Here is a 19,210-nt window from a genome sequence, read left to right on the forward strand (position 1 = left end):
GGCTATTATTTCAATAAGCTAAGTAAGGTTTTCATGTCAATTGCTTTGAGATTGGTTGAAAACACATCATCTCTGCCTCATATAGAAAGCCTTCATCATTTTTATAAATGACATTGTATTGTTTAAAGACGCTTTGTATTTAAACACTTGTTTTATTTGAACCAATCGACTGCTAAAGATGAAAGCGCTTGGTACTCTTATTCTTATTTTTCTTGATTACAGGTTGTCTGTTGTGCAAATACCAAATCCTAACTGGCTAACGCCGCAATTCGCATATATTACTCTGAGCGCTGTCGTGGCTGTTTTGATATGGATAGAAGGGGAGATGCTCAAAAGCAATCAGGGTAAGCTGCCAAAATCCAAGTTTTTCCAAATCAGCTCCTTGATTGATACCGCCTGGTTTTTTGTCTCGACTGTTGCCTTATATGTTATCGATCTAGCGCCATTAGCACTTGCAGTTCCGGTTGCTTATAGTATCTATACCATCTATGGCTGGATATATGGCACACGGCTACTCAAACGTAAAGGCATACCAGATTCGCCGAAAGACTTGGTCGTTCCAGCTAAGTACATCGCTTATAGCCAATCGTTTTCCTTGATATTTTTTGCCCTATGTCTGCTGGTACTATCGTCACCATGGCTACCGTTAGCGCAATAGATATCAAGCTAAACCATTAATTCATTGACTTTATCGCTCAGAAAAATGTGATTAGCATCCGTTATGGATTGCTAAATAACGACAAATAATTATGAAAATCAATGTCTTAGATGGATTGCTGTCAAGCTAACTAAAACCTTTACATAAGCAATGAATTATTTACAAAAAAAAGTAATTTAACCTGTTGCAGTTGAGAAAAGCTGTTATAATCAGCCTGTACTCAAAGGATTTGAGGTAAGAACAAATGATATGTCTTGTAGATATATCAAGGGTTTAAGCCGTCGCATTCAGCAGAAAATACTTGAGTATATATCAATTAATCGGTGATGACACACGTCTCGCCAACAGTTAAAGAGTTAGGAAAATTTATGTCAGATAAAGTTGAAGGCACTGTAAAGTGGTTTAATGAAGCTAAAGGTTTTGGTTTTATCGCTCAAGACAATGGCGGACAAGACGTATTCGCTCACTACAGCGCTATCCAAGGTAACGGTTTCAAAACTCTAGCCGAAGGCCAAAAAGTGTCTTTCATCTTAGGTGATGGCAAAAAAGGCCCACAAGCTGAGCAAATCGAAGCTATCTAATCTTGCTGATTATTGAGTTATACTGATTTATCAGTTTACTTGATAGCAAAAGATTATTAATAAGCATTGATGCCTTTGTTTGTTAAAACAATAAAAATACTGTTTAGACTTTAAAAAAAAGCAACCTCTCATCAGGTTGCTTTTTTTATGCGATTTTTCCAAGGAAATAGACTAAATATTTGAGGCTATGAAACTTGTTCTCATTGGTTTCAACTAGAGTGATATGTTTTAGCTGTAGTAGAAGCTTAAAGTAAAGTATATTCAACTAGCGGTCAGTGAGCAAAAGGCGAAAAGCTTGATAAATACTGTACCGTCTAAGACTTTTAATTAGATAAAGCGTTAATTTATGTGCTTATAGACGCTTTTTGCAACAGTGGTGACAAATTTATGACGCATTATTCACGGCGTTGTCTTGACCTTAGCACCGTGCTCACGCAAGATAGATGGGTCTGATAATTACGGTTGGCTTAGCTTTAACAGGTTTTAATATTTTACTTTTAAATTTTGATTATTAGTAAAAAGCAAGTATTATGCCAATACACTTTTGGTGATTGGCTTATGAGTGTTTAGTTAAAATTTCTGTTAATGTGGTAATAACCTTTAGTGATATTTTGAACGACGATTTGAAAACAGTTTGAAAAAGATGAACCTTTGGTTCTTAACTGGCAATTTTTAATTCATAACATTAATAAACGAGGAACGTATGAAAGCATTAGTAGCGGTCAAGCGTGTCATTGATTACAACGTAAAAGTTCGTGTAAAAGCTGATAATTCTGGCGTAGATTTATCTAACACTAAAATGTCAATCAACCCTTTTGATGAAATTGCTGTTGAAGAAGCGGTTCGTCTAAAAGAAGCAGGCGTGATTGATGAAATCATTGTTGCCTCAATCGGTCCAAAAGAGTCACAAGAGCAGATTCGTGCAGCTTTAGCGTTGGGTGCTGACCGTGGTGTCTTGGTAGTGACTGATGCAAAACCTTATCCACTACAAATCGCTAAAATCCTAAAAAGTATCGCTGAGTCTGAATCTACCGATATTATCCTGTTGGGTAAGCAAGCTATTGATGACGACAATAACCAAACCGGTCAGATGCTAGCGGCATTGATGGGTATCGGTCAGGGCACGTTTGCATCAGAAGTAAAAGTTGACGGCAGTAAAGTAAATGTCACTCGTGAAATCGACGGTGGTTTACAGACCCTAGCGCTTGATTTACCAGCGGTTATTACCACTGACTTACGTTTGAATGAACCACGTTATGCTAAATTGCCTAACATCATGAAAGCGAAGAAAAAGCCACTTGATGAGAAAACGCCTGCTGATTTTGGTGTTGATATGGCCTCTAAGCAAGAAATTATCAAAGTCGTGCCACCTGCTGAGCGTAAAGCTGGTATCAAAGTGGGTTCAGTTGACGAGTTGGTCGATAAGCTAAGAAATGAAGCAAAAGTTATTTAATGCTTGAATACTTTGTTACGGCATATCCTGTGCAACGTTATGAGGTCTGAGTAGTTTAATATTTAAGCTAACTGGATGAATAACGCTGTACACAAACAACCGCATGAATAGATGATACGAATAAATAAAGGACAAAAACAATGGCAATTTTGGTATATGCAGAACATGACAATGCCAGTCTAAAAAAGGCAACTTTAAACACTATCGCTGCTGCTAAACAAATGGGCGATGATGTCCATGTATTGGTGGCGGGTAGTGGCGCACAAGCGGCAGCTGATGAAGCAGCTAAAGCAGAGGGCGTGACAAAAGTATTATTAGCAGATAACGCCGCTTATGAGCATCAATTGGCTGGTAACGTTGCGCTATTGGTTGCTGATATTGCTGGCGATTATAGCCATATCATTGCACCTGCTACCACCACTGGTAAGAATTTCATGCCACGTGTTGCAGCTTTACTTGACGTGAGCATGTTGTCAGAAATCTCTGCCGTGGTAGATGCACAAACGTTTGAGCGTCCTATCTATGCAGGTAACGCCACGGCAACGGTTAAGACTACAGAAGATAAAGTAGTCATGACAGTACGTACGACAGCGTTTGATCCAGTAGCAAGTGAAGGTGGTTCAGCGTCTGTTGAAGCTATCGACAACGTGCAAGAGACTGGTAAAGCAAGCTTTGTTAATGAAGAGATGGCCAAATCTGACCGTCCTGAATTGACTTCAGCAGGCATCGTGGTTTCTGGTGGTCGTGCTCTGGCAAATGGTGAAAACTTCACTAAATACATTGAGCCATTAGCTGACAAACTTGGTGCTGCTGTTGGTGCATCACGTGCTGCTGTTGACGCAGGCTATGTACCAAACGATATGCAGGTCGGTCAAACGGGTAAAATCGTGGCACCGCAGCTTTATATCGCGGCTGGTATCTCAGGAGCTATTCAGCATTTAGCGGGTATGAAAGATTCTAAAGTCATCGTTGCTATCAACAATGACCCAGAAGCGCCGATCGCTAGCGTTGCTGATTACTTCTTAGAAGCTGATTTGTTTGAAGCGTTGCCTGAGCTGACTAGCAAGATTTAGTTATTAACGGTTAAGTGCTTAATATTGCTTAATTTATGATAGTTTTGAAGGCCTCCGGTTCAATGAGTCGGAGGTTTTTTTATATAAAAATACAAATTCTGATAATAGCTGATACTTCGACAGTTAATTTCGATTCTATTAGCTCAATCACTATGATAGACTAAAATTTAGTCTACTAATTTAGTGTAATTTTAGATAAATAGCTTTATGACAGTGCCTGTGGCTAAGTGGTAGTCAGGTGATTGTTATGGGTGGATTCTAGTGAGAGTTTACTCATAACACTGTATATAACAATGGATTAGTACATAAGGGATTAGGAGATACTAATGAGCGCAGGATTAAACGTGGTAGCACGCTTACCTCAAGAATGGCATGAGTGGGTAGCAACGAATATAATACGCGGTGTCCAAACAGAGACAATCGTTGAAACGTTAAAAAGCAATCGCTTTTCAGATGCCCAGATAAAAGCTGCTTTAAATGATGAATTAGAGCCAGTGGTGAATGACAGCAAACAACCCATTCGTAGGCTGCCAAATAATTGGAAAGAATGGGTCGCTACTAATTTACTTGAGGGAAAGAGTAAAGGCAGTATCGCGAACGTATTGGCACAGCAGGGGTTTAGTGAGCCAGAGATTGCACTAGAGATACAAACGGCTTCAAAAAGTCCTTATTTGCGAGCGGGTATAAAGACTGCCAAAACGCTAAAAAAGCGAGAATGGCTACTTGAAACTTGTGATCAATTGGCTAGATTGGATGCCGGTTACAACCAGCAGCTTGATATCATCGATACGCCAGCTTTTGAGATATTTATTAGAGATTACTATAGCAAGCACAAGCCTGTGGTACTTAAAAAAGGCATTGATCATTGGCCTGCTCTTAAAAAATGGAGTCCACAATACTTTGCTGATTTCTTAGGAGATGCGGAAATTGAGGTGCAGTTTGATCGCGAAAATGATGCACTTTTTGAACGGCATTCTGATAAGTATCGCAAATCTATGCTGATGTCTGAATTTGTCAATATGATAGAAAATGACGGCGAAAGTAATAACTATTATATGACTGCCAATAACACTCAACAAAACGTTGAAACCATTAGACCAGCACTTGATGATATAGGTGATTTTGGTGAGGGCTACCGCCAGCTTTTAGATAATGATGCAGCTTTTAGTACGTATTTTTGGATGGGACCCAAAGGTACCTTTACGCCGCTCCATCATGACTTGACTAACAATATGTTGGTTCAAGTGTATGGCTCTAAGAAGGTAACTTTGATTCCAGCTTGGCAAGTGCCTTGGCTCTATAATGATTTGCACGTGTATAGTGAAGTAGATTTCCCCAATTTTGATTTGAAAAAACATCCGTTAATGCAGCATGTGACCCCAGTTGAAGTCACGATTGATGCAGGGGATGCGTTATTCATTCCTATTGGGTGGTGGCATTGCGTAGGAGGATTAGATAAATCTATTAGCGTCAGCTTCACAAACTTTAATGCACCAAATAACTATGCTGAGAGCTTTAATGAAACACAGAGTTGAGATGTAGGATTAAAAAATCTAGCTTGTTATTAAACTAAAAATGACTAATAACGCGATAGCGCTATCAGTCATTTTTTAATAAGTGCTTATCGATATATTCAACAATAATGCTAAGTATATTCTCTCTGACGCAACGTCTCATATAAGCACAATGAGCCTGCAATGGCGACATTCAGACTTTCTTGGCCGTTAGGTTGAGGCAGAGCGATGGGGGTGGCACACTGCATCAGCTCATCGCACACGCCTTGGCCTTCATGTCCCATAATCCAAGCAATAGGTTGCTTTAAATCGTGTTGATAAATCATAGTGTCAGTATGTGAGCTGGTCGCAAATAGTGGCGTTTGCACGTAATCCAAAATATCTTGCACACTTAGATGTTCATAAATCGTTAAGGCAAACTGCGCACCCATACCTGCTCTAAGCGTCTTTGGTGACCATGCTTGCGCTGTACTACTGGTACATAGGATATTGTGTATGCCAACTGCTGCGGCAGTGCGTAGTAGCGTGCCAACATTGCCATTATCTTGAACATCATTGAGAATAAGACAATCGTTACTAATCGCTGCTAATCTGGGTGCTGGTATATTAATCAGCGCCATAATGTCGATGCCAGTACCCAAGCTACGAATACTCTCATACAGTGCATCGGACAAAGTCAAAATAGGTGTATAAGTAGGCAGGCGCGTTAAAATCTGCTGCACTTCAGGATGATGCTGTGCGGCTTCAGAAACCAATATTTGAACAAACGGATAATCGCTACGCAAAGCGGCATCGATTAAATGCACACCCTCAATGACGGTTTGACCTTGCTTTTTGCGTTGGCGCGCTTGTGTCAATAAGCCTTTGACAAGCTTGACCGTCGTATTCTTATCTGAGGTAATAAGCTCGGTGGGATTTGCTACCATAATGATCGCTTAAAAAAAATATAGAAAATTTAAACTGTCATTATAAGGCCTATTAATTATATGGCTTTACAATGACGGTTAGCAGATTGGCTCGACTCACTTATTTATCGGTATAATTTACGTGTAGGGTTTTAACGTATTCGACCTCATTTTTGCTGCCAAGTACCACAGGGACACGTTGGTGAATATCAGTTGGTGCTATATCCAAGATACGATTGACCGCATCAGTAGCGCCGCCGCCAGCACGCTCAATCAACAAACTCATTGGATTGGCCTCATACATAAGGCGTAGTTTGCCTGCTTTATTGGCATATTTCTTATCAAATGGATAAGTGAAAAGCCCACCACGACATAAAATACGATGCACATCACCGACCATCGCAGCTACCCAACGTGTATTGAAATCGCGACCTCGAACACCAGTTTCGCCAGCGATAAGCTCGTCGATATATTGTTGCATCGGTGCGCGCCAGTAGCGATAGTTTGACGCATTGATGGCATATTCGCTGGTGTCAGCATCGATGGTGACATTTTCTTCTATAAGAACATATTCATCGGTATCAGGATCTAAGCTAAACATCACAACATTGTCGGTGATAGTCAGCGCCAATACCGTAGAGGTACCATATAGCAAATAACCGGCGGCTAGCTGTTGGTTACCCGCTTGTAGGAAGTCACTATTTTCACTGATTTGACCTTGGCGCTGGTACGGTAGAATAGAGAAGATAGTACCGACTGCCATATTAATGTCAATATTTGATGAACCATCAAGTGGATCAAACAACACCAGTAAACTGCCATCCGCATTAGCAGGGGTGGCATCGTCGAGCTCTTCTGAAGCGACACCCGCACAATGGCTGTTTTTTGCTAAAGCGTCTAATAATAAGTCGTTAGCCAACACGTCGAGTTTTTTCTGCTCTTCACCTTGGACATTTTGATTGCCTGCTTCGCCTAAAATATCTGCAAGCGCCCCTTTTCTCAATAACTGTGAGATGGTCTTACCGACGTCAGTCACGGTAGTAATCACGTCATTCAGTTCAGGGTTGCTTGCGTGAGCGTTTAGATAGTTTGCTAAAGTTGTCATAGTGCTTCCTAATAAAGGCTATTGAAATGAATGTTATTCAAAATAAAGGCTGATAAATTTAAAAAAATAAGAGTTTAAGAAGTATTTTAGGTCGCACTTAATGCTCTTAAATCTGGTAAATTTTTAAATACCCCGCACGGCATCTTTGTCCTGACCACAAAATCAGCTACACTAGCGCTATTATTATTTATTTATCGTTTGGATAAGCGGATTTTAATGATGGTTATGACAGGTCTATGGCTATTACCCAAGAAGATGACGAATTCTGTTTTGTGCGGTTTTATATTTATCACTGCCACTGGGGTAAATTGTAGCAAATAAGTGCCAAAATGTCCTTGTCTCTGTGCTTATCGACCATAAATTGCCAAAAAACGCATAAATGATGCTTAGTAAATCATATAAACCAACAATAAAGACGTGCCATTATGTCAAATTCTATCGATAGTCGCTCTACCCAGACCGTCTCGCCAACGGATTACACTAAATTCGATCCTGATACTATTCATCAAAAGCTTAATAGCTCGTTAAGTCTTCCACAGCTTAATAACGATGGTAGTATTCGCCATTTCTTGGGTGTAGAGGGTCTCAATAAGGCACAGTTGCAGGCCATTATTGCTAAAGCAGAGACGTTCTTTGATGATAATGGGCAGCTTATTAACCGTCCTGAGCTCGAAGGCTATACGGTTATGAATCTGTTCTTTGAACCGTCAACACGTACCCGTACAACCTTTGAAGTCGCCGAAAAGCGTCTTGGTGCCAATGTACTAAACATCGATATCGAACGCTCTAGTACCAAAAAAGGTGAAAGCTTGCGCGATACGCTGTGGAATCTGCAAGCCATGACGGCAGATATTTTTGTAGTACGACATTCAGCGTCAGGCGCGGCCCATTTTATGGCAACAGAAGTAACGCCCAATATTGCCATTATCAATGGCGGTGATGGCTGGCATGCACATCCAACCCAAGGGATGCTCGATATGCTGACTATTCATCGTGAAGCGCCGCGCCCATTTGAAGAATTGTCAGTAGCTATCATTGGTGATATCAAGCATTCACGGGTCGCACGCTCTGATATCAGTGCGCTGCAAACCCTAGGCGTTAAAGATATCCGTGTCTGCGCGCCACGTACCTTGTTACCCAAAGGTATTGAGCGTTTCGGCGTGCAAGTTTACGAAAATATGAATGACTGTGTCACGGACTGTGATGTCATTATGGGATTAAGAATACAAAACGAGCGTATCGGCTCGCCACTGCTAGCATCATCGAGTGAATATTATAAGCATTATGGTATTACCGCTGAGCGGGTGGCACTGGCTAAACCTGATGCCTTGGTGATGCACCCAGGGCCGATGAACCGCGGTGTTGAGATTGCCTCAAGCGTAGCCGATGGTGCGCAATCTGTGATTTTAAAGCAGGTCAACAACGGTATCGCTATTCGTATGGCTGTATTGTCACTGGCAATGGAAGGTCAGCGCGCTCATCAAGCCGCGAGCAAATAATCCTCTGCCGCGCTGTTTTATATTTATTCATCTCATTTTATTGATACGGTAATAACACTCATGACCACTATGTTAAATACGGATACGCCGATAATTAACCATCTTCCTCAAGCATTTAGAGATTCGCTACCAAGCTCTGCAAAAGATAAATTAGCTGCAGTTGCAGCAGACCGTGAAATGTGGCTACTGCCACCCTTGGTTGATTTGTGCGCACGCCTACGTGAACCGGGGCAACAACAACACGGCACCCTAGAGTCAGAAGGGCGCGCTGCCCGTGGTAATGGTTTTTTGCATGTGGTGATTCCGCCTGATACCAATCCAATTTTAGAAAACGGCTCGCTATTGAAAGGCTTACGTGAGCGGGCGCTTGGTGATGGCGGTATTTATTTGCATATTTTAGGTGCATTGACAGAAGGACTTCGTGGAGAGAATCCCTCCAATATTGCTGGTCTTAAAAAAGGTGGCTGTATTGCGGTCTCTAATGCGCGTCGCCCTTTTCGCAATGATTTAGTATTACTGCGTACCTTGGAATATGCGGCGACTTTTAATATGAAAGTATTCTTTTATCCTGACGAGCCAAGTTTATCTGGTGATGGCGTCGCGCATGAAGGTTATATTGCGTCATATCATGGTCTGCAAGGGATTCCATGGATTGCGGAAACAGTCGCTTTATCTACGCAGTTATTGATGGTGGAAGAAACGGGTATTGCGGCGCATTTTAGTCAGCTATCTTGTAAGTCTTCGATTGAGTTGATGCGCTGGGCGAAAGACAAAGGTTTGCCGGTGACTTGTGATGTGGCAATGCATCAGCTGTACTTAACCGATGATAATTTAAAAGGCTTTAATGCCCAAGCTTATGTACTACCACCGCTGCGTAGTAATACGGATCAGCAAGCCATCCGCCGTGGGCTAAAAGATGGTACCATTGATGCGATTTGCAGTCATCATGAACCATTAAATAGTACCGCTAAAAAAGCACCATTTGCTGAGAGCACGCCCGGTATCTCAAACTTTGATACGTTTATGGCGCTGGCATGTCAGCTAGTACGTGATGAGGTACTAACCTTAGATCAACTGGTCGAGAAAATATGCCTCAATCCAGCAAAAATCGCTGGTATCAATGATCAGTATGAAAGTATCGGCGGCGGAGTATTGGTCGATCCAAATCTCGAATGGCAAGTGACCACAGAATCTATGCTGTCAAATGGTAAAAATACGCCATTCTTTAATCAGCAGTTGCAAGGTCGCGTTGTGGAGACTTTCTTTGGCTAACTTGCCCCGACAGGATGATAATCTGCAACCATCCTCGAAGGATAACGACCTAGATTCAACTAGCCAGCAGCATACACCGCGTAGTAGTGCTAGTACCTCTAGCGAATCTATTAAAGCGGTTGCAATATACGAAGTAGTTAAAGGCGTCGGTGCACTATTAGGAGCGGGGGCTTTATGGTCATGGCATAGCGATCTTGAGCACTGGCTTACGACAGCGACCGCTTCTTGGCAGCAAACCTTTGGACAGTTACTGGCCCCGCAGGTTGATAGTGCGGTACGCATTGCTCAGCAGGCAAGCAAGAATTGGCCAGTATTCTTATTGTTAATTTTTGCTTATGCCAGTCTGCGCTTTCTTGAAGCCTATGGCTTGTGGCAAGACAGAACGTGGGCTTATTGGTTTGGGGTGTTAGGCTACGGGATATTTATTCCTATCGAGCTTTATTATCTGTTTGCTAGTCCATTTGACTGGTTTAAACTTGCCATCTTAGTATCAAATATTATTATAGTCATCGTGGTTTATCGCAATATGAAGCGCAAGGGTTTGATATAACTAGGCTGTTATACAAACGAATAAACGAGTTCAATAGACCTAAAAAAGCCAGTATGAGCGATGATTCTTATACTGGATTTTTTTACTAAAACGACTAAATCAACACTATTTAAAGTTTATATCTCTGCTACTTTTTCATCAGTGCGAATACTTTTGGCGACTTTACCAACGCTTAAACCTTGTACCAAGATAGAGAATATCACCACCGCATAAGTAAGCGCCAATAAAATATCACGCTCGCTGCCTGACGGCAGCTGCAAGACCAAAGCAACTGAAATACCGCCCCGTAATCCGCCCCATGTCAGCACCTTCCATGCGCCTGTCGGTAAATCAAGCTGACGGTGAAAGGTTTTGGTGGTCATACCTACAACGATAAAGCGCGCAAGTAGGGCAATAACAATGGTCAAACCAGCAGCGATAAATAGGTTGCCAGAATAGGCAATCATGACTACTTCAAGACCAATTAATACAAATAAAATAGCGTTGAGAATTTCATCGATTAATTCCCAAAATAAGTCAATATAATGGCGAGTTTTGTCACTCATCGCCAGTGCTCGTCCGCGATTACCGACCATTAATCCCATCATTACCATCGCAAGTGGACCTGATAAGTGCCAATGGCTCGCCAATGCATAGCCGCCTATCACGCCTGCAAGCGTTAGTAACACTTCCTCTTGGTAACTATCGATGCTCTTTATGAGATAATATAATATGCCGCCGAGTATCAAACCAAAGATAATACCGCCACCAGCTTCAACCGCTAAAGTATGGGCGACATAATTTGCCGTTGGAATATCGCCGCTCGATAAAATACCGAGTAGCAGCACAAAAATAACCACGCCGATACCGTCATTAAATAATGACTCACCGGCAATGACGGTTTCAATACTTTTTGGTGCGCCTGCTGATGCCAAAATACCCATCACGGCAATTGGATCGGTCGGCGATATTAAGGCACCAAACAATAAGCACCACAAAAACGGCAGTCCAAAACCAAATAGTGGCAGCATGAAGTACAGGGCGGCGGCAATTAATAGCGCCGATACGATAGTGCCAATACAAGCAAGGATACCAATGGGTAATTTATAACGTTTTAAGTCGCCAATGTTGACGTGTAGCGCGCCGGCAAAGAGCAACATTGACAGCATGCCATCTAACAAGACTTCGGTAAAATCAAGCTGCTCCAATAAGCTTACTTCATAATCAATCAGCTCATCAAAACCTAAAAAGCCCAAAAATATCGCCCCGATAGATAATAAGATGGAGATAACCATCACGCCGATAGTCGTTGGTAGACCGATGAATCGATGATTCACATAAGTAAGTAAGGCGGTAATCGATAAAAAAATAGCGCTGATTTCTAGTATGGTCAAGCTGCTGGTAGGAGCCATAAAAAAGGTCTCAAATAATGATAAAAAATCGTCCTAAGATTAGAACTTATGAAGATTGACTGGGTTTTTATTTTAGTTATTTTTGCGCTTGCATACCAGCTATGAATAGCAAACTTATTTTTAGTAGTACAACTTGTTTTAGGGATTACCTTGATTGCGCTTGTAGCACTTTACGAATATGAGCATCAAACTTAGGGACATAAGCAAAGTATTGATGTTGGGCATCTTTTTCAAGGATAAAATGTTTGGCTTGTTGGCACATGGAGATTAAGTCATCTATCAATTCTTGATAGCTGAGATTGTCTTGTCCCGCACGTTCAATCAATGTCAACTCATGTAGTAGCGTTTGCTGCTGGGCATTATTAACTTGGGCATAATTGAGATCCACTAATGCCTGACAAAGCGCCTTTAATACCATTAAGTCTGCGGTCGCGTAACGACGTATCTCGCCAAGCGATGCATCGATAAAGTCGGATATTTTAGGGGTATGTGTAACGACGGCCAATATGGCGACGCGTGGTTTGTTGTTTACGCTTTCAATATTGCTGTTATCTGTGTTTGCTTTATCTGGCGCAGGTTTATTTGACGTTGATTGATTTGAGGTTTGCTTATCTGGGCTTGGTATATAAAAGTGATAGGGACTCGGTGGCTGACGACGCATCATAATACTTAAACAAGCGGTCAAAGACTGCACACAATTGACCGCTGTTTTAGGATCATTAATGCCTGGTGATAAGGCGCGTACCGCAATTTCAGTCATTTGTCCTAAGCTATAAGCGATATCGTTGGAGTGGCTTAAGCGTTGCTCAATACGTATACAGCCAGCAAAGCGCTGCCAGAACAACCCATCAGGCTTACGTGGGATGATTGCCAGATTTAGTGTGTTGGTTTGATGGCGATTGTCTAAATGGTCGGCTGGGCGCTTATAAAAATAGCCAATAATATTTCTGTCAGTGACAAAATCACCAAGGTTGGCGTTAATGTGCACCACGCCACCATAATCTTGGGTTAAGGTGACAAGTGATTCTAGATAAATTTGCTGCAAATAGCCTGAGCACGGTGGATAAATCGGCGTGGCAGACCAAGTATTGAATTGTTCGACGTCATGATGCTCAACGTCACGTTGATGTTCTATATCGCAGCGGTCTTTATACCAGTAATGAATATTTTTAATCGCCTCATTACTTGCACCTTGAATCACATGCGATGCCTGAATCGCATGCACCATATGCTGCACGAAATAAACCAATAATAAAGCGCAAATAATCGCCATGATAATGGCAAAGGTCACCGCTAATTGCGGCACTCCAAAACCAACATCATATTTATGAATCGCTTTTAACACCAATAGACTATAGCTAAAAGTGCCAATAAACGCGCCTAAGACAAACTGATTGGGCGTATCTGTCAAAAAATTGCGTAGCAATCTGGGACCAAATTGCGAAGACGCCATCGATAACACAGCAATTGTGATCGAAAAAGTAGTCCCGGCGACACCGAGTACCGCACCGGCAATGGTAGTCATAATAGCGCGAGCCGCATCATCATCTCCCGTAAAGGCGAAGGTGATTTCTCTAACCGTCTCGCGGTCGAAATGTTCATCAATGGTCACCAATAAAGGCGCCAGTAGAATACCTGCCACCACACAAGCGGTTGGAATAAACCAATAAGAGCCAATAAGCTGCTGCCATAGATTTCTTAGGCGATCAGGTAAATCGGTCAGCGTCTGTAGTGACCAGAGCTGGGTAAATTGCTTTAACCTGTGCATGATTGCGAGCCATGCAGATTTAAACCAGCCATTTTTAGGATGTTTATCCAATGTTTTGAGCTCCACAAGTGACCTAAAAATCAACCTAAGAAATAATCCCATTTTTATTAAAAAGTAGGGATTTTATTTGGCTAGAAAATATGCTTAGAAGTCAATTACCTTACCATATAAGCCATAAAGATTAAAAATTTAGTAAAAAAATAAGCCCCTATAGTCGGGGCTTATTTAGTAGAAGATTATTTTTAATGTGATAAAGTTTCTGTGTTCTTTATTAACTGACTAGATCGTTAATCCAAGTACTTATAGCGGTGCTTAATTTTTCTAAAACTGACGGCTCTTCTATGCTATCTACACTTAGGGACTGCATTTGCCTACTAGCCATCGTTACTGGTTGTTTTTGCATACTCTCCACAATCAAGGGTAGGTTTTTGCCAGCTGTCGATAGTATCAGACTTGGATTCTGAGTTAACATTGTCCATCTCTGATTACCATCACCACTACAACCATAGCGAATGAGACGTGCGCGATTATTATTCATATAACCATTTTCTAAGTCAAAGCACTGACTACCTTGCTTGATGGCATTGGCTGTTACATCCATTTGCCAAATTTGTGAGCTTGCTTGTTCGTTACAAGGGGCGAGATTAATAACATTGCCACTTTGTGGCATTAAGCAGTGATCTAGCGCCATTTTACTATGGATTCTACCTTTTGTATCCTGAATCCACTGCTCAGAATCGTCTCCTGTACACGCACTTGGCCCACTGATAAAGGCATTAAGCTTACCATCTTCTAGTGTTTCAACTTTAAGACAGTTTTTACCGTTTAGTAAAGGATTAACATTTGCTAAAGGTTTGTCATCCTGTAGGCCTAGCTCTTTAACAAATTTCTGAAATTCGGTGATTGCTTCAGGCTCGTTCTCAATTAAATCAGTACGATAGACATTGACCCAACGATTTAAGCGATAAACGGTTTGTTGTTGCTGCTCATAACGCTCTAACGTTTGGAATGCAAGAGGGCTAAGCTCTTGACTTAGCTCATTACGAGCGTTTTTATAAGAGTTATATATCAACTCACCATTTGCATCCAAACTAATGTTTGGATTTCCGGCTTGCGCGAGAAGTTGTTGCTCTAATACTGGCAATTCGATTCTTCTTAATGCACTAAAACCTTCACTTTTACCAAATACTACCGCCGGCTTGATGCTATCGTTATAGCGAGGGATATCTATAGATGATAATAATACTTGTGCCTCATTAGCCTTTTTGCAATACAAATCCACTTTTTGCGGGTCTTCAGCAATCGCTAAATTAACATGAAATTTGTTGGCATTGCTTTGCAGACGAGTCGGCGCTAAAGCAATACTATTAACCATGTTATTACTATAAGTAACGGTTAACCAGCAGCTTGCCGATGCAAAAGCGTTATTAGGCGTAGGCAAATCAAAGACGTTACCCCAGTTACCACGTGCTGCTGGATAAATAACTCCCTTTTGTTCCACAGGATCGTAACCACCCAAGATAGTATAGACAGGAACACCCTGCAAGCGTGGTTTTAAGTAATTGCCATCAGCGCTGTTATACCAAACATGGGTAGCCTTTGGTGGTACTTTTGGTTGATCAACTTCCATCCGTCTCAGCTCTTGATTCCACTTTTTATAGCCGGTCGGTGAATCACTTGCAAACATATGACGATCAAATGCAGGTTGGATTTTTATTTTTGTGCTGTAACCCGTGTAATGGGTATAACGTGAAATATCGCTGTTATTAGAGCCACCAGACATGGCGTCACGACCATAGCCATATTGACCCAAGAAAGTAGGTGAGTCTTCAGTACCGGGACCGACATCTTGTCTCCACCATTCAAAGTTACCACGCATTCTATTTCTATGTGGCATGAAACCCCAACCACTATCTGCATGATGTTCTGACCAGAATTTTTTATCGCCAACTTTACCTGGATAATGGCCTAATCCATAATGATGCCCAATTTCATGACTGAACTCATTACCGACCGAATCGATTAAAGTCAGCATACCGTTACCACCGCTCAAGCCATGGTTGAACGTACCGTTCACGTATTTACCACGGGCGTGATGTGCATTAACATTTTGAGTGAGTTGCGGCTGCTCTTGGCTTTGCATAGAAGCACTGGTAACGCCCCAATTGGCTAAGTTGATACCGACCCCAAAGGTTGATTTACCAGTATTTTCGCGCATATCACCACTATAAACATCACCGGTTGAGCTACTACCCGAAGCGGTATCGTAAATGGTGCCATTAGCGACCATGACTCGATCAAGCACGATATCATCATATTTGGCCACGGTCATTTGGGCTGCTGGGATGGTCTGAAAATAATCTGCACCCGCTTTTTCTGGCTGTAGCAACATATAATGACCATCGGTTTTAGTGACGGGACTTAACAAGCCAATACGGATATTGGTCAATACCAGCTCACCTGGTGCTGCAAAATCTATCTTATCTTCTAATAGTTCGCCGCTACGATTTTGGTCATCAACAATTTTGATCTTTAAACCAGCAACCATCTCATTCCATTGTAGTTTCGTTGACCATGCCCGTTTACTATATGAAACACGTGGTCGCCCATCGCTGTTAGTTTGGTCGGCAAGTGGTATGTGAGTGGGATCATCTAAATCGATACGGCGTAATAACATCCCATCCTTGTAGATTTCAGCAACCAGTTGATTGACTACTCCCATCTCAAGCGTAGGCGTTACTAATAAAATGGCTTCTTTTTCTGCTGTTAGGCGCGGCATATTTTTTGCTTCGTTGCCGTGAGGATCTACGACATGGTTTTGTCCAAATTGAATCATAGCTTGGAAAGAACCAACAAGGTCTGGGCGAATATCTCGCGTCTGACCCGCGCCGTTATAGTCAAAGAAACCTAACAAATAATAATCAGTAATATCTTTCTTTGGTTCTGGATATTTTATTGGCGTGCTTGGCTCAAGCGGCGTCAAAGGCACACTTGGCTTGATAGGTGTACTTGGCTCAAGTGGTATAGCAGGAATGCTCGTTACTGGTGGCTTGATAGGTGTACTTGGCTCAAGTGGTATAGCAGGAATGCTCGTTACTGGTAGCTTGATAGGTGTACTTGGTTCAAGCGGGGTAGCAGGAATGCTCGTTACTGGTGGCTTGATAGGTGTACTTGGCTCAAGTGGTATAGCAGGAATGCTCGTTCCAGGTGGGTTTACTACTGGAGGAGTACTGTCACTGCCTTCACCACAAGCAGAAAGCATGATGGAAATAATGCCTATGCTTAATGCTTTAGTTTGAAATGCCCTTATATTTTTCAATGAGATCCCCTTATTAGTATAATTTGGGAGTAATATAACAGCTATGTTAGTAATTTGTACGACATTTGTTTTATTTATTATTTTTTTTTTGCGTTTTTAATATGATTGCAAAAATATAGTTATTAATAGGTCTCTGTGCTATATCAGAAATTATCGGTCATTTTACTGTAGGATTATCCGCTTCAGTAATAATATCGCTTCTATTGGTAGCGTGCTTGCTGTCAACATTCACTTTATCAAGACCAACATCTTTAGGAAGAATAATCTCGTTATTATTTTCATCGTATTCTATATCGCTGTCTTTGTCATAAGCGACTGGCTCAAAACGTGGCGTGACGTCATTACTACCTTTATCTTCCTTAGATAAGTGGTTTGGTGTCGTAGCACTAGATTTTCTGAAGAGTTTAGAGTGATTATTTTTACCTAAATCGGCCTCATTTTCCGCTGATTTTTTCCGCGGTTCACTATGAGCAAAAATAGCATTTAACGGCATATTTAATTGCTGTTTGGCATAGGCTTCTGTATTTTCGAAGCGATTGACCAACAAGCTTAGCCATGGTTTTTGGTCTTCTGGGCTCATCTCATCAAGCTCATCTTTGATAGGTAAGGGATAAGGTAGGGTGCGATAAAAGTCCCACAAAGTCATTTTGCTCAAATCTTTTTTCAACACATAATCTTCTTCTTCCGTCATGGTAATCAAGTTACTGTTTTGTAGATAATTAAGATAGGTATACCATTTTGGCAGCTCTTTGCGCCCCAAGACATTGCGGAGCGCTTGTTCGCTCACTGCTTCACCTTTTAAATGATGGGTATAAACGAGGTTTAACATATCGAGCAAACTTAAGAGCGGGTGACGCGGATAGACTTCTTCGGTCTCAAAAATAGTCAAGGTATAGCTAATCTCAACGCCCAATAAAATCAAATTCCACGACAGATATATCCATAATAAGAAAATTGGCAATGCCGCAAACGCCCCATAAATGACTTCATAGCTGGTAAAGTTTGCCATCACCGTACCAAAAAGATTCTTCATTAGCTCGAAGATAATCGCTACAAATACACCAGCAATGGCAGCATTTTTCGCAGGGACACGCGCTTTTGGAATAAACCAATACATGCTTATAAAACCAGCTACCGTGATGGTAAAGGAAACGACTTGTACCCAAAATGACCAGTCGATGCCATAACCAGCAATTTGTCTATTTAAAAAACTTAGGCTTTGTACCGCGCTTGAGGCAAGGAATGCTGTGCCTAATACTAACGGTCCTAACGTGACGATGGTCCAATAGCGCAGCATGCTTTTCATACCACCAGAGCGGTTTTCTACCCGCCAGATTTGGTTAAAAGCGCGCTCAATAGTCGTCAAAGTCATGATAGTAGTAAAGAATAAAACCATCGCACCGATAATAGTCAGATTTGAGGATTGCTCAGCAAAGGTATTGATATATTTACTGACCTGTAAGCTCGATTGGGGCAGCAAATTGCTATAAATAACCTCATAAATCTGCGCTCTGACGGATGCCAAGGCTGGCACTGAAGATAAAATCATCAAGAGTACTGTTAGGATAGGTACAATGGATAATAATGTCGTATAGGTCAGTGAGGCAGCTTTTTGTTGGCAATTGTCTTCAAAAAAATGCCGAGTCAAAAAACGTAGGAACTGGAACCAGCTTTGGTGTAAAAAAGGGATTTTTTTTAATAAGTTTTCCATGACGACCATTTAACGCGGATAAGAGTGCGAATAGTGTAGCAAAAATGGGCATTGACAATCTCCCGCTTAATTGTGTCGAAATGCATTTGACCGACTTTCATATCATTCTATAGTGAATTAAATATAAAAACGATGTAGCGGAACAGGGACGAATTTTTTGCAGCCTCTATCTGCGTAGGCACAGCAAGCCAGAAAAATTCATCCCTGTTCTGCGTCATAACCATAATCGATTCAATTAGTATGGACTATATATAACAGCATTTAAACTAGAGTGCTAAGTGCGCTTTGTTTGCATGTCAGTGAATGACTCGGGCATAATGTGCACATCTATTTATAAATGCTTGTTACTTGCTATATGTTGCCCGCTATATATGATGCAAATAACATATATCTCAAATAACAACGTCAATG

14 protein-coding genes are annotated in these 19,210 nt (G+C 41.5%); 8 read left to right on the forward strand and 6 right to left on the reverse strand.

What is annotated here, in order from left to right:
• Window positions 1-232 precede the first annotated feature (232 nt).
• From FHS24_RS10935 to FHS24_RS10955, 5 genes are all read left to right on the forward strand, one after another.
• Window positions 233-658, forward strand: a complete 426-nt coding sequence (locus FHS24_RS10935; RefSeq protein WP_183621154.1) for a hypothetical protein — start codon at window positions 233-235, stop codon at window positions 656-658.
• Between the two features lie 368 nt (window positions 659-1,026).
• Window positions 1,027-1,239, forward strand: coding sequence for a cold-shock protein (locus FHS24_RS10940; protein ID WP_057758834.1), 213 nt, complete (start codon window positions 1,027-1,029; stop codon window positions 1,237-1,239).
• 703 nt (window positions 1,240-1,942) lie between these two features.
• Window positions 1,943-2,692: an electron transfer flavoprotein subunit beta/FixA family protein gene (locus FHS24_RS10945; RefSeq protein WP_183621155.1), complete on the forward strand. Its 750-nt coding sequence runs from the start codon at window positions 1,943-1,945 to the stop codon at window positions 2,690-2,692.
• 140 nt (window positions 2,693-2,832) lie between these two features.
• Window positions 2,833-3,765 carry an electron transfer flavoprotein subunit alpha/FixB family protein gene (locus FHS24_RS10950; protein ID WP_183621156.1) on the forward strand — a complete coding sequence of 311 codons (933 nt, stop codon included), beginning with the start codon at window positions 2,833-2,835 and terminating at the stop codon, window positions 3,763-3,765.
• Window positions 3,766-4,091: 326 nt separating this feature from the next.
• The gene (locus FHS24_RS10955; protein WP_183621157.1) at window positions 4,092-5,300 is read left to right on the forward strand and encodes a cupin-like domain-containing protein; all 1,209 of its coding nucleotides are present in this window, start codon (window positions 4,092-4,094) and stop codon (window positions 5,298-5,300) included.
• Window positions 5,301-5,410: 110 nt separating this feature from the next.
• Here FHS24_RS10955 and FHS24_RS10960 read toward each other — a convergent pair whose 3' ends face one another.
• Window positions 5,411-6,205, reverse strand: a complete 795-nt coding sequence (locus FHS24_RS10960; RefSeq protein ID WP_183621158.1) for a TrmH family RNA methyltransferase — start codon at window positions 6,203-6,205, stop codon at window positions 5,411-5,413.
• Between the two features lie 100 nt (window positions 6,206-6,305).
• The gene (locus FHS24_RS10965; RefSeq protein ID WP_183621159.1) at window positions 6,306-7,289 is read right to left on the reverse strand and encodes a class 1 fructose-bisphosphatase; all 984 of its coding nucleotides are present in this window, start codon (window positions 7,287-7,289) and stop codon (window positions 6,306-6,308) included.
• A gap of 425 nt (window positions 7,290-7,714) precedes the next feature.
• On the opposite strand from FHS24_RS10965, the gene FHS24_RS10970 reads away from it, so the two are divergent.
• From FHS24_RS10970 to FHS24_RS10980, 3 genes are read left to right on the forward strand one after another with little or no spacing between them, the layout of a single operon-like run.
• Window positions 7,715-8,788, forward strand: coding sequence for an aspartate carbamoyltransferase catalytic subunit (locus FHS24_RS10970; protein ID WP_183621160.1), 1,074 nt, complete (start codon window positions 7,715-7,717; stop codon window positions 8,786-8,788).
• A gap of 60 nt (window positions 8,789-8,848) precedes the next feature.
• Window positions 8,849-10,060, forward strand: coding sequence for a dihydroorotase (locus tag FHS24_RS10975; RefSeq protein WP_183621161.1), 1,212 nt, complete (start codon window positions 8,849-8,851; stop codon window positions 10,058-10,060).
• Complete coding sequence (locus FHS24_RS10980) at window positions 10,053-10,610, forward strand: DUF2127 domain-containing protein (protein WP_227671801.1); 558 nt, start codon at window positions 10,053-10,055, stop codon at window positions 10,608-10,610. Before FHS24_RS10975 ends, FHS24_RS10980 begins: the two co-directional genes overlap by 8 nt.
• 116 nt (window positions 10,611-10,726) lie before the next feature.
• Here FHS24_RS10980 and FHS24_RS10985 read toward each other — a convergent pair whose 3' ends face one another.
• The 4 genes from FHS24_RS10985 to FHS24_RS11000 form a co-directional block, all read right to left on the reverse strand.
• Complete coding sequence (locus tag FHS24_RS10985) at window positions 10,727-12,001, reverse strand: cation:proton antiporter (protein ID WP_183621163.1); 1,275 nt, start codon at window positions 11,999-12,001, stop codon at window positions 10,727-10,729.
• Window positions 12,002-12,146: 145 nt separating this feature from the next.
• Entirely contained in the window at window positions 12,147-13,871 is a 1,725-nt protein-coding gene (locus FHS24_RS10990; protein WP_183621164.1) for a DUF2254 domain-containing protein, read from the reverse strand.
• Window positions 13,872-14,040: 169 nt separating this feature from the next.
• Entirely contained in the window at window positions 14,041-17,031 is a 2,991-nt protein-coding gene (locus FHS24_RS10995; protein WP_183621165.1) for a M66 family metalloprotease, read from the reverse strand.
• A 214-nt stretch (window positions 17,032-17,245) separates the two neighbouring features.
• A complete protein-coding gene (locus FHS24_RS11000; protein WP_183621166.1) occupies window positions 17,246-18,799 on the reverse strand; it encodes a YihY family inner membrane protein in 1,554 nt (517 codons plus the stop codon).
• Window positions 18,800-19,210: the final 411 nt, after the last annotated feature.

This window comes from Psychrobacter luti (genome assembly GCF_014192115.1).
In the GTDB taxonomy this organism is placed as follows: Bacteria; Pseudomonadota; Gammaproteobacteria; order Pseudomonadales; family Moraxellaceae; genus Psychrobacter; species Psychrobacter luti.

Coding starts and splice junctions, on each gene's coding strand:
- FHS24_RS10940 (WP_057758834.1), top strand. CDS start 1,027: ATGTCAGATAAAGTTGAAGGCACTGTAAAGTGGTTTAATGAAGCTAAA.
- FHS24_RS10945 (WP_183621155.1), top strand. CDS start 1,943: ATGAAAGCATTAGTAGCGGTCAAGCGTGTCATTGATTACAACGTAAAA.
- FHS24_RS10950 (WP_183621156.1), top strand. CDS start 2,833: ATGGCAATTTTGGTATATGCAGAACATGACAATGCCAGTCTAAAAAAG.
- FHS24_RS10955 (WP_183621157.1), top strand. CDS start 4,092: ATGAGCGCAGGATTAAACGTGGTAGCACGCTTACCTCAAGAATGGCAT.
- FHS24_RS10960 (WP_183621158.1), bottom strand. CDS start 6,205: ATGGTAGCAAATCCCACCGAGCTTATTACCTCAGATAAGAATACGACG.
- FHS24_RS10965 (WP_183621159.1), bottom strand. CDS start 7,289: ATGACAACTTTAGCAAACTATCTAAACGCTCACGCAAGCAACCCTGAA.
- FHS24_RS10970 (WP_183621160.1), top strand. CDS start 7,715: ATGTCAAATTCTATCGATAGTCGCTCTACCCAGACCGTCTCGCCAACG.
- FHS24_RS10975 (WP_183621161.1), top strand. CDS start 8,849: ATGACCACTATGTTAAATACGGATACGCCGATAATTAACCATCTTCCT.
- FHS24_RS10985 (WP_183621163.1), bottom strand. CDS start 12,001: ATGGCTCCTACCAGCAGCTTGACCATACTAGAAATCAGCGCTATTTTT.
- FHS24_RS10990 (WP_183621164.1), bottom strand. CDS start 13,871: ATGGGATTATTTCTTAGGTTGATTTTTAGGTCACTTGTGGAGCTCAAA.
- FHS24_RS10995 (WP_183621165.1), bottom strand. CDS start 17,031: ATGCTTTCTGCTTGTGGTGAAGGCAGTGACAGTACTCCTCCAGTAGTA.
- FHS24_RS11000 (WP_183621166.1), bottom strand. CDS start 18,799: ATGGAAAACTTATTAAAAAAAATCCCTTTTTTACACCAAAGCTGGTTC.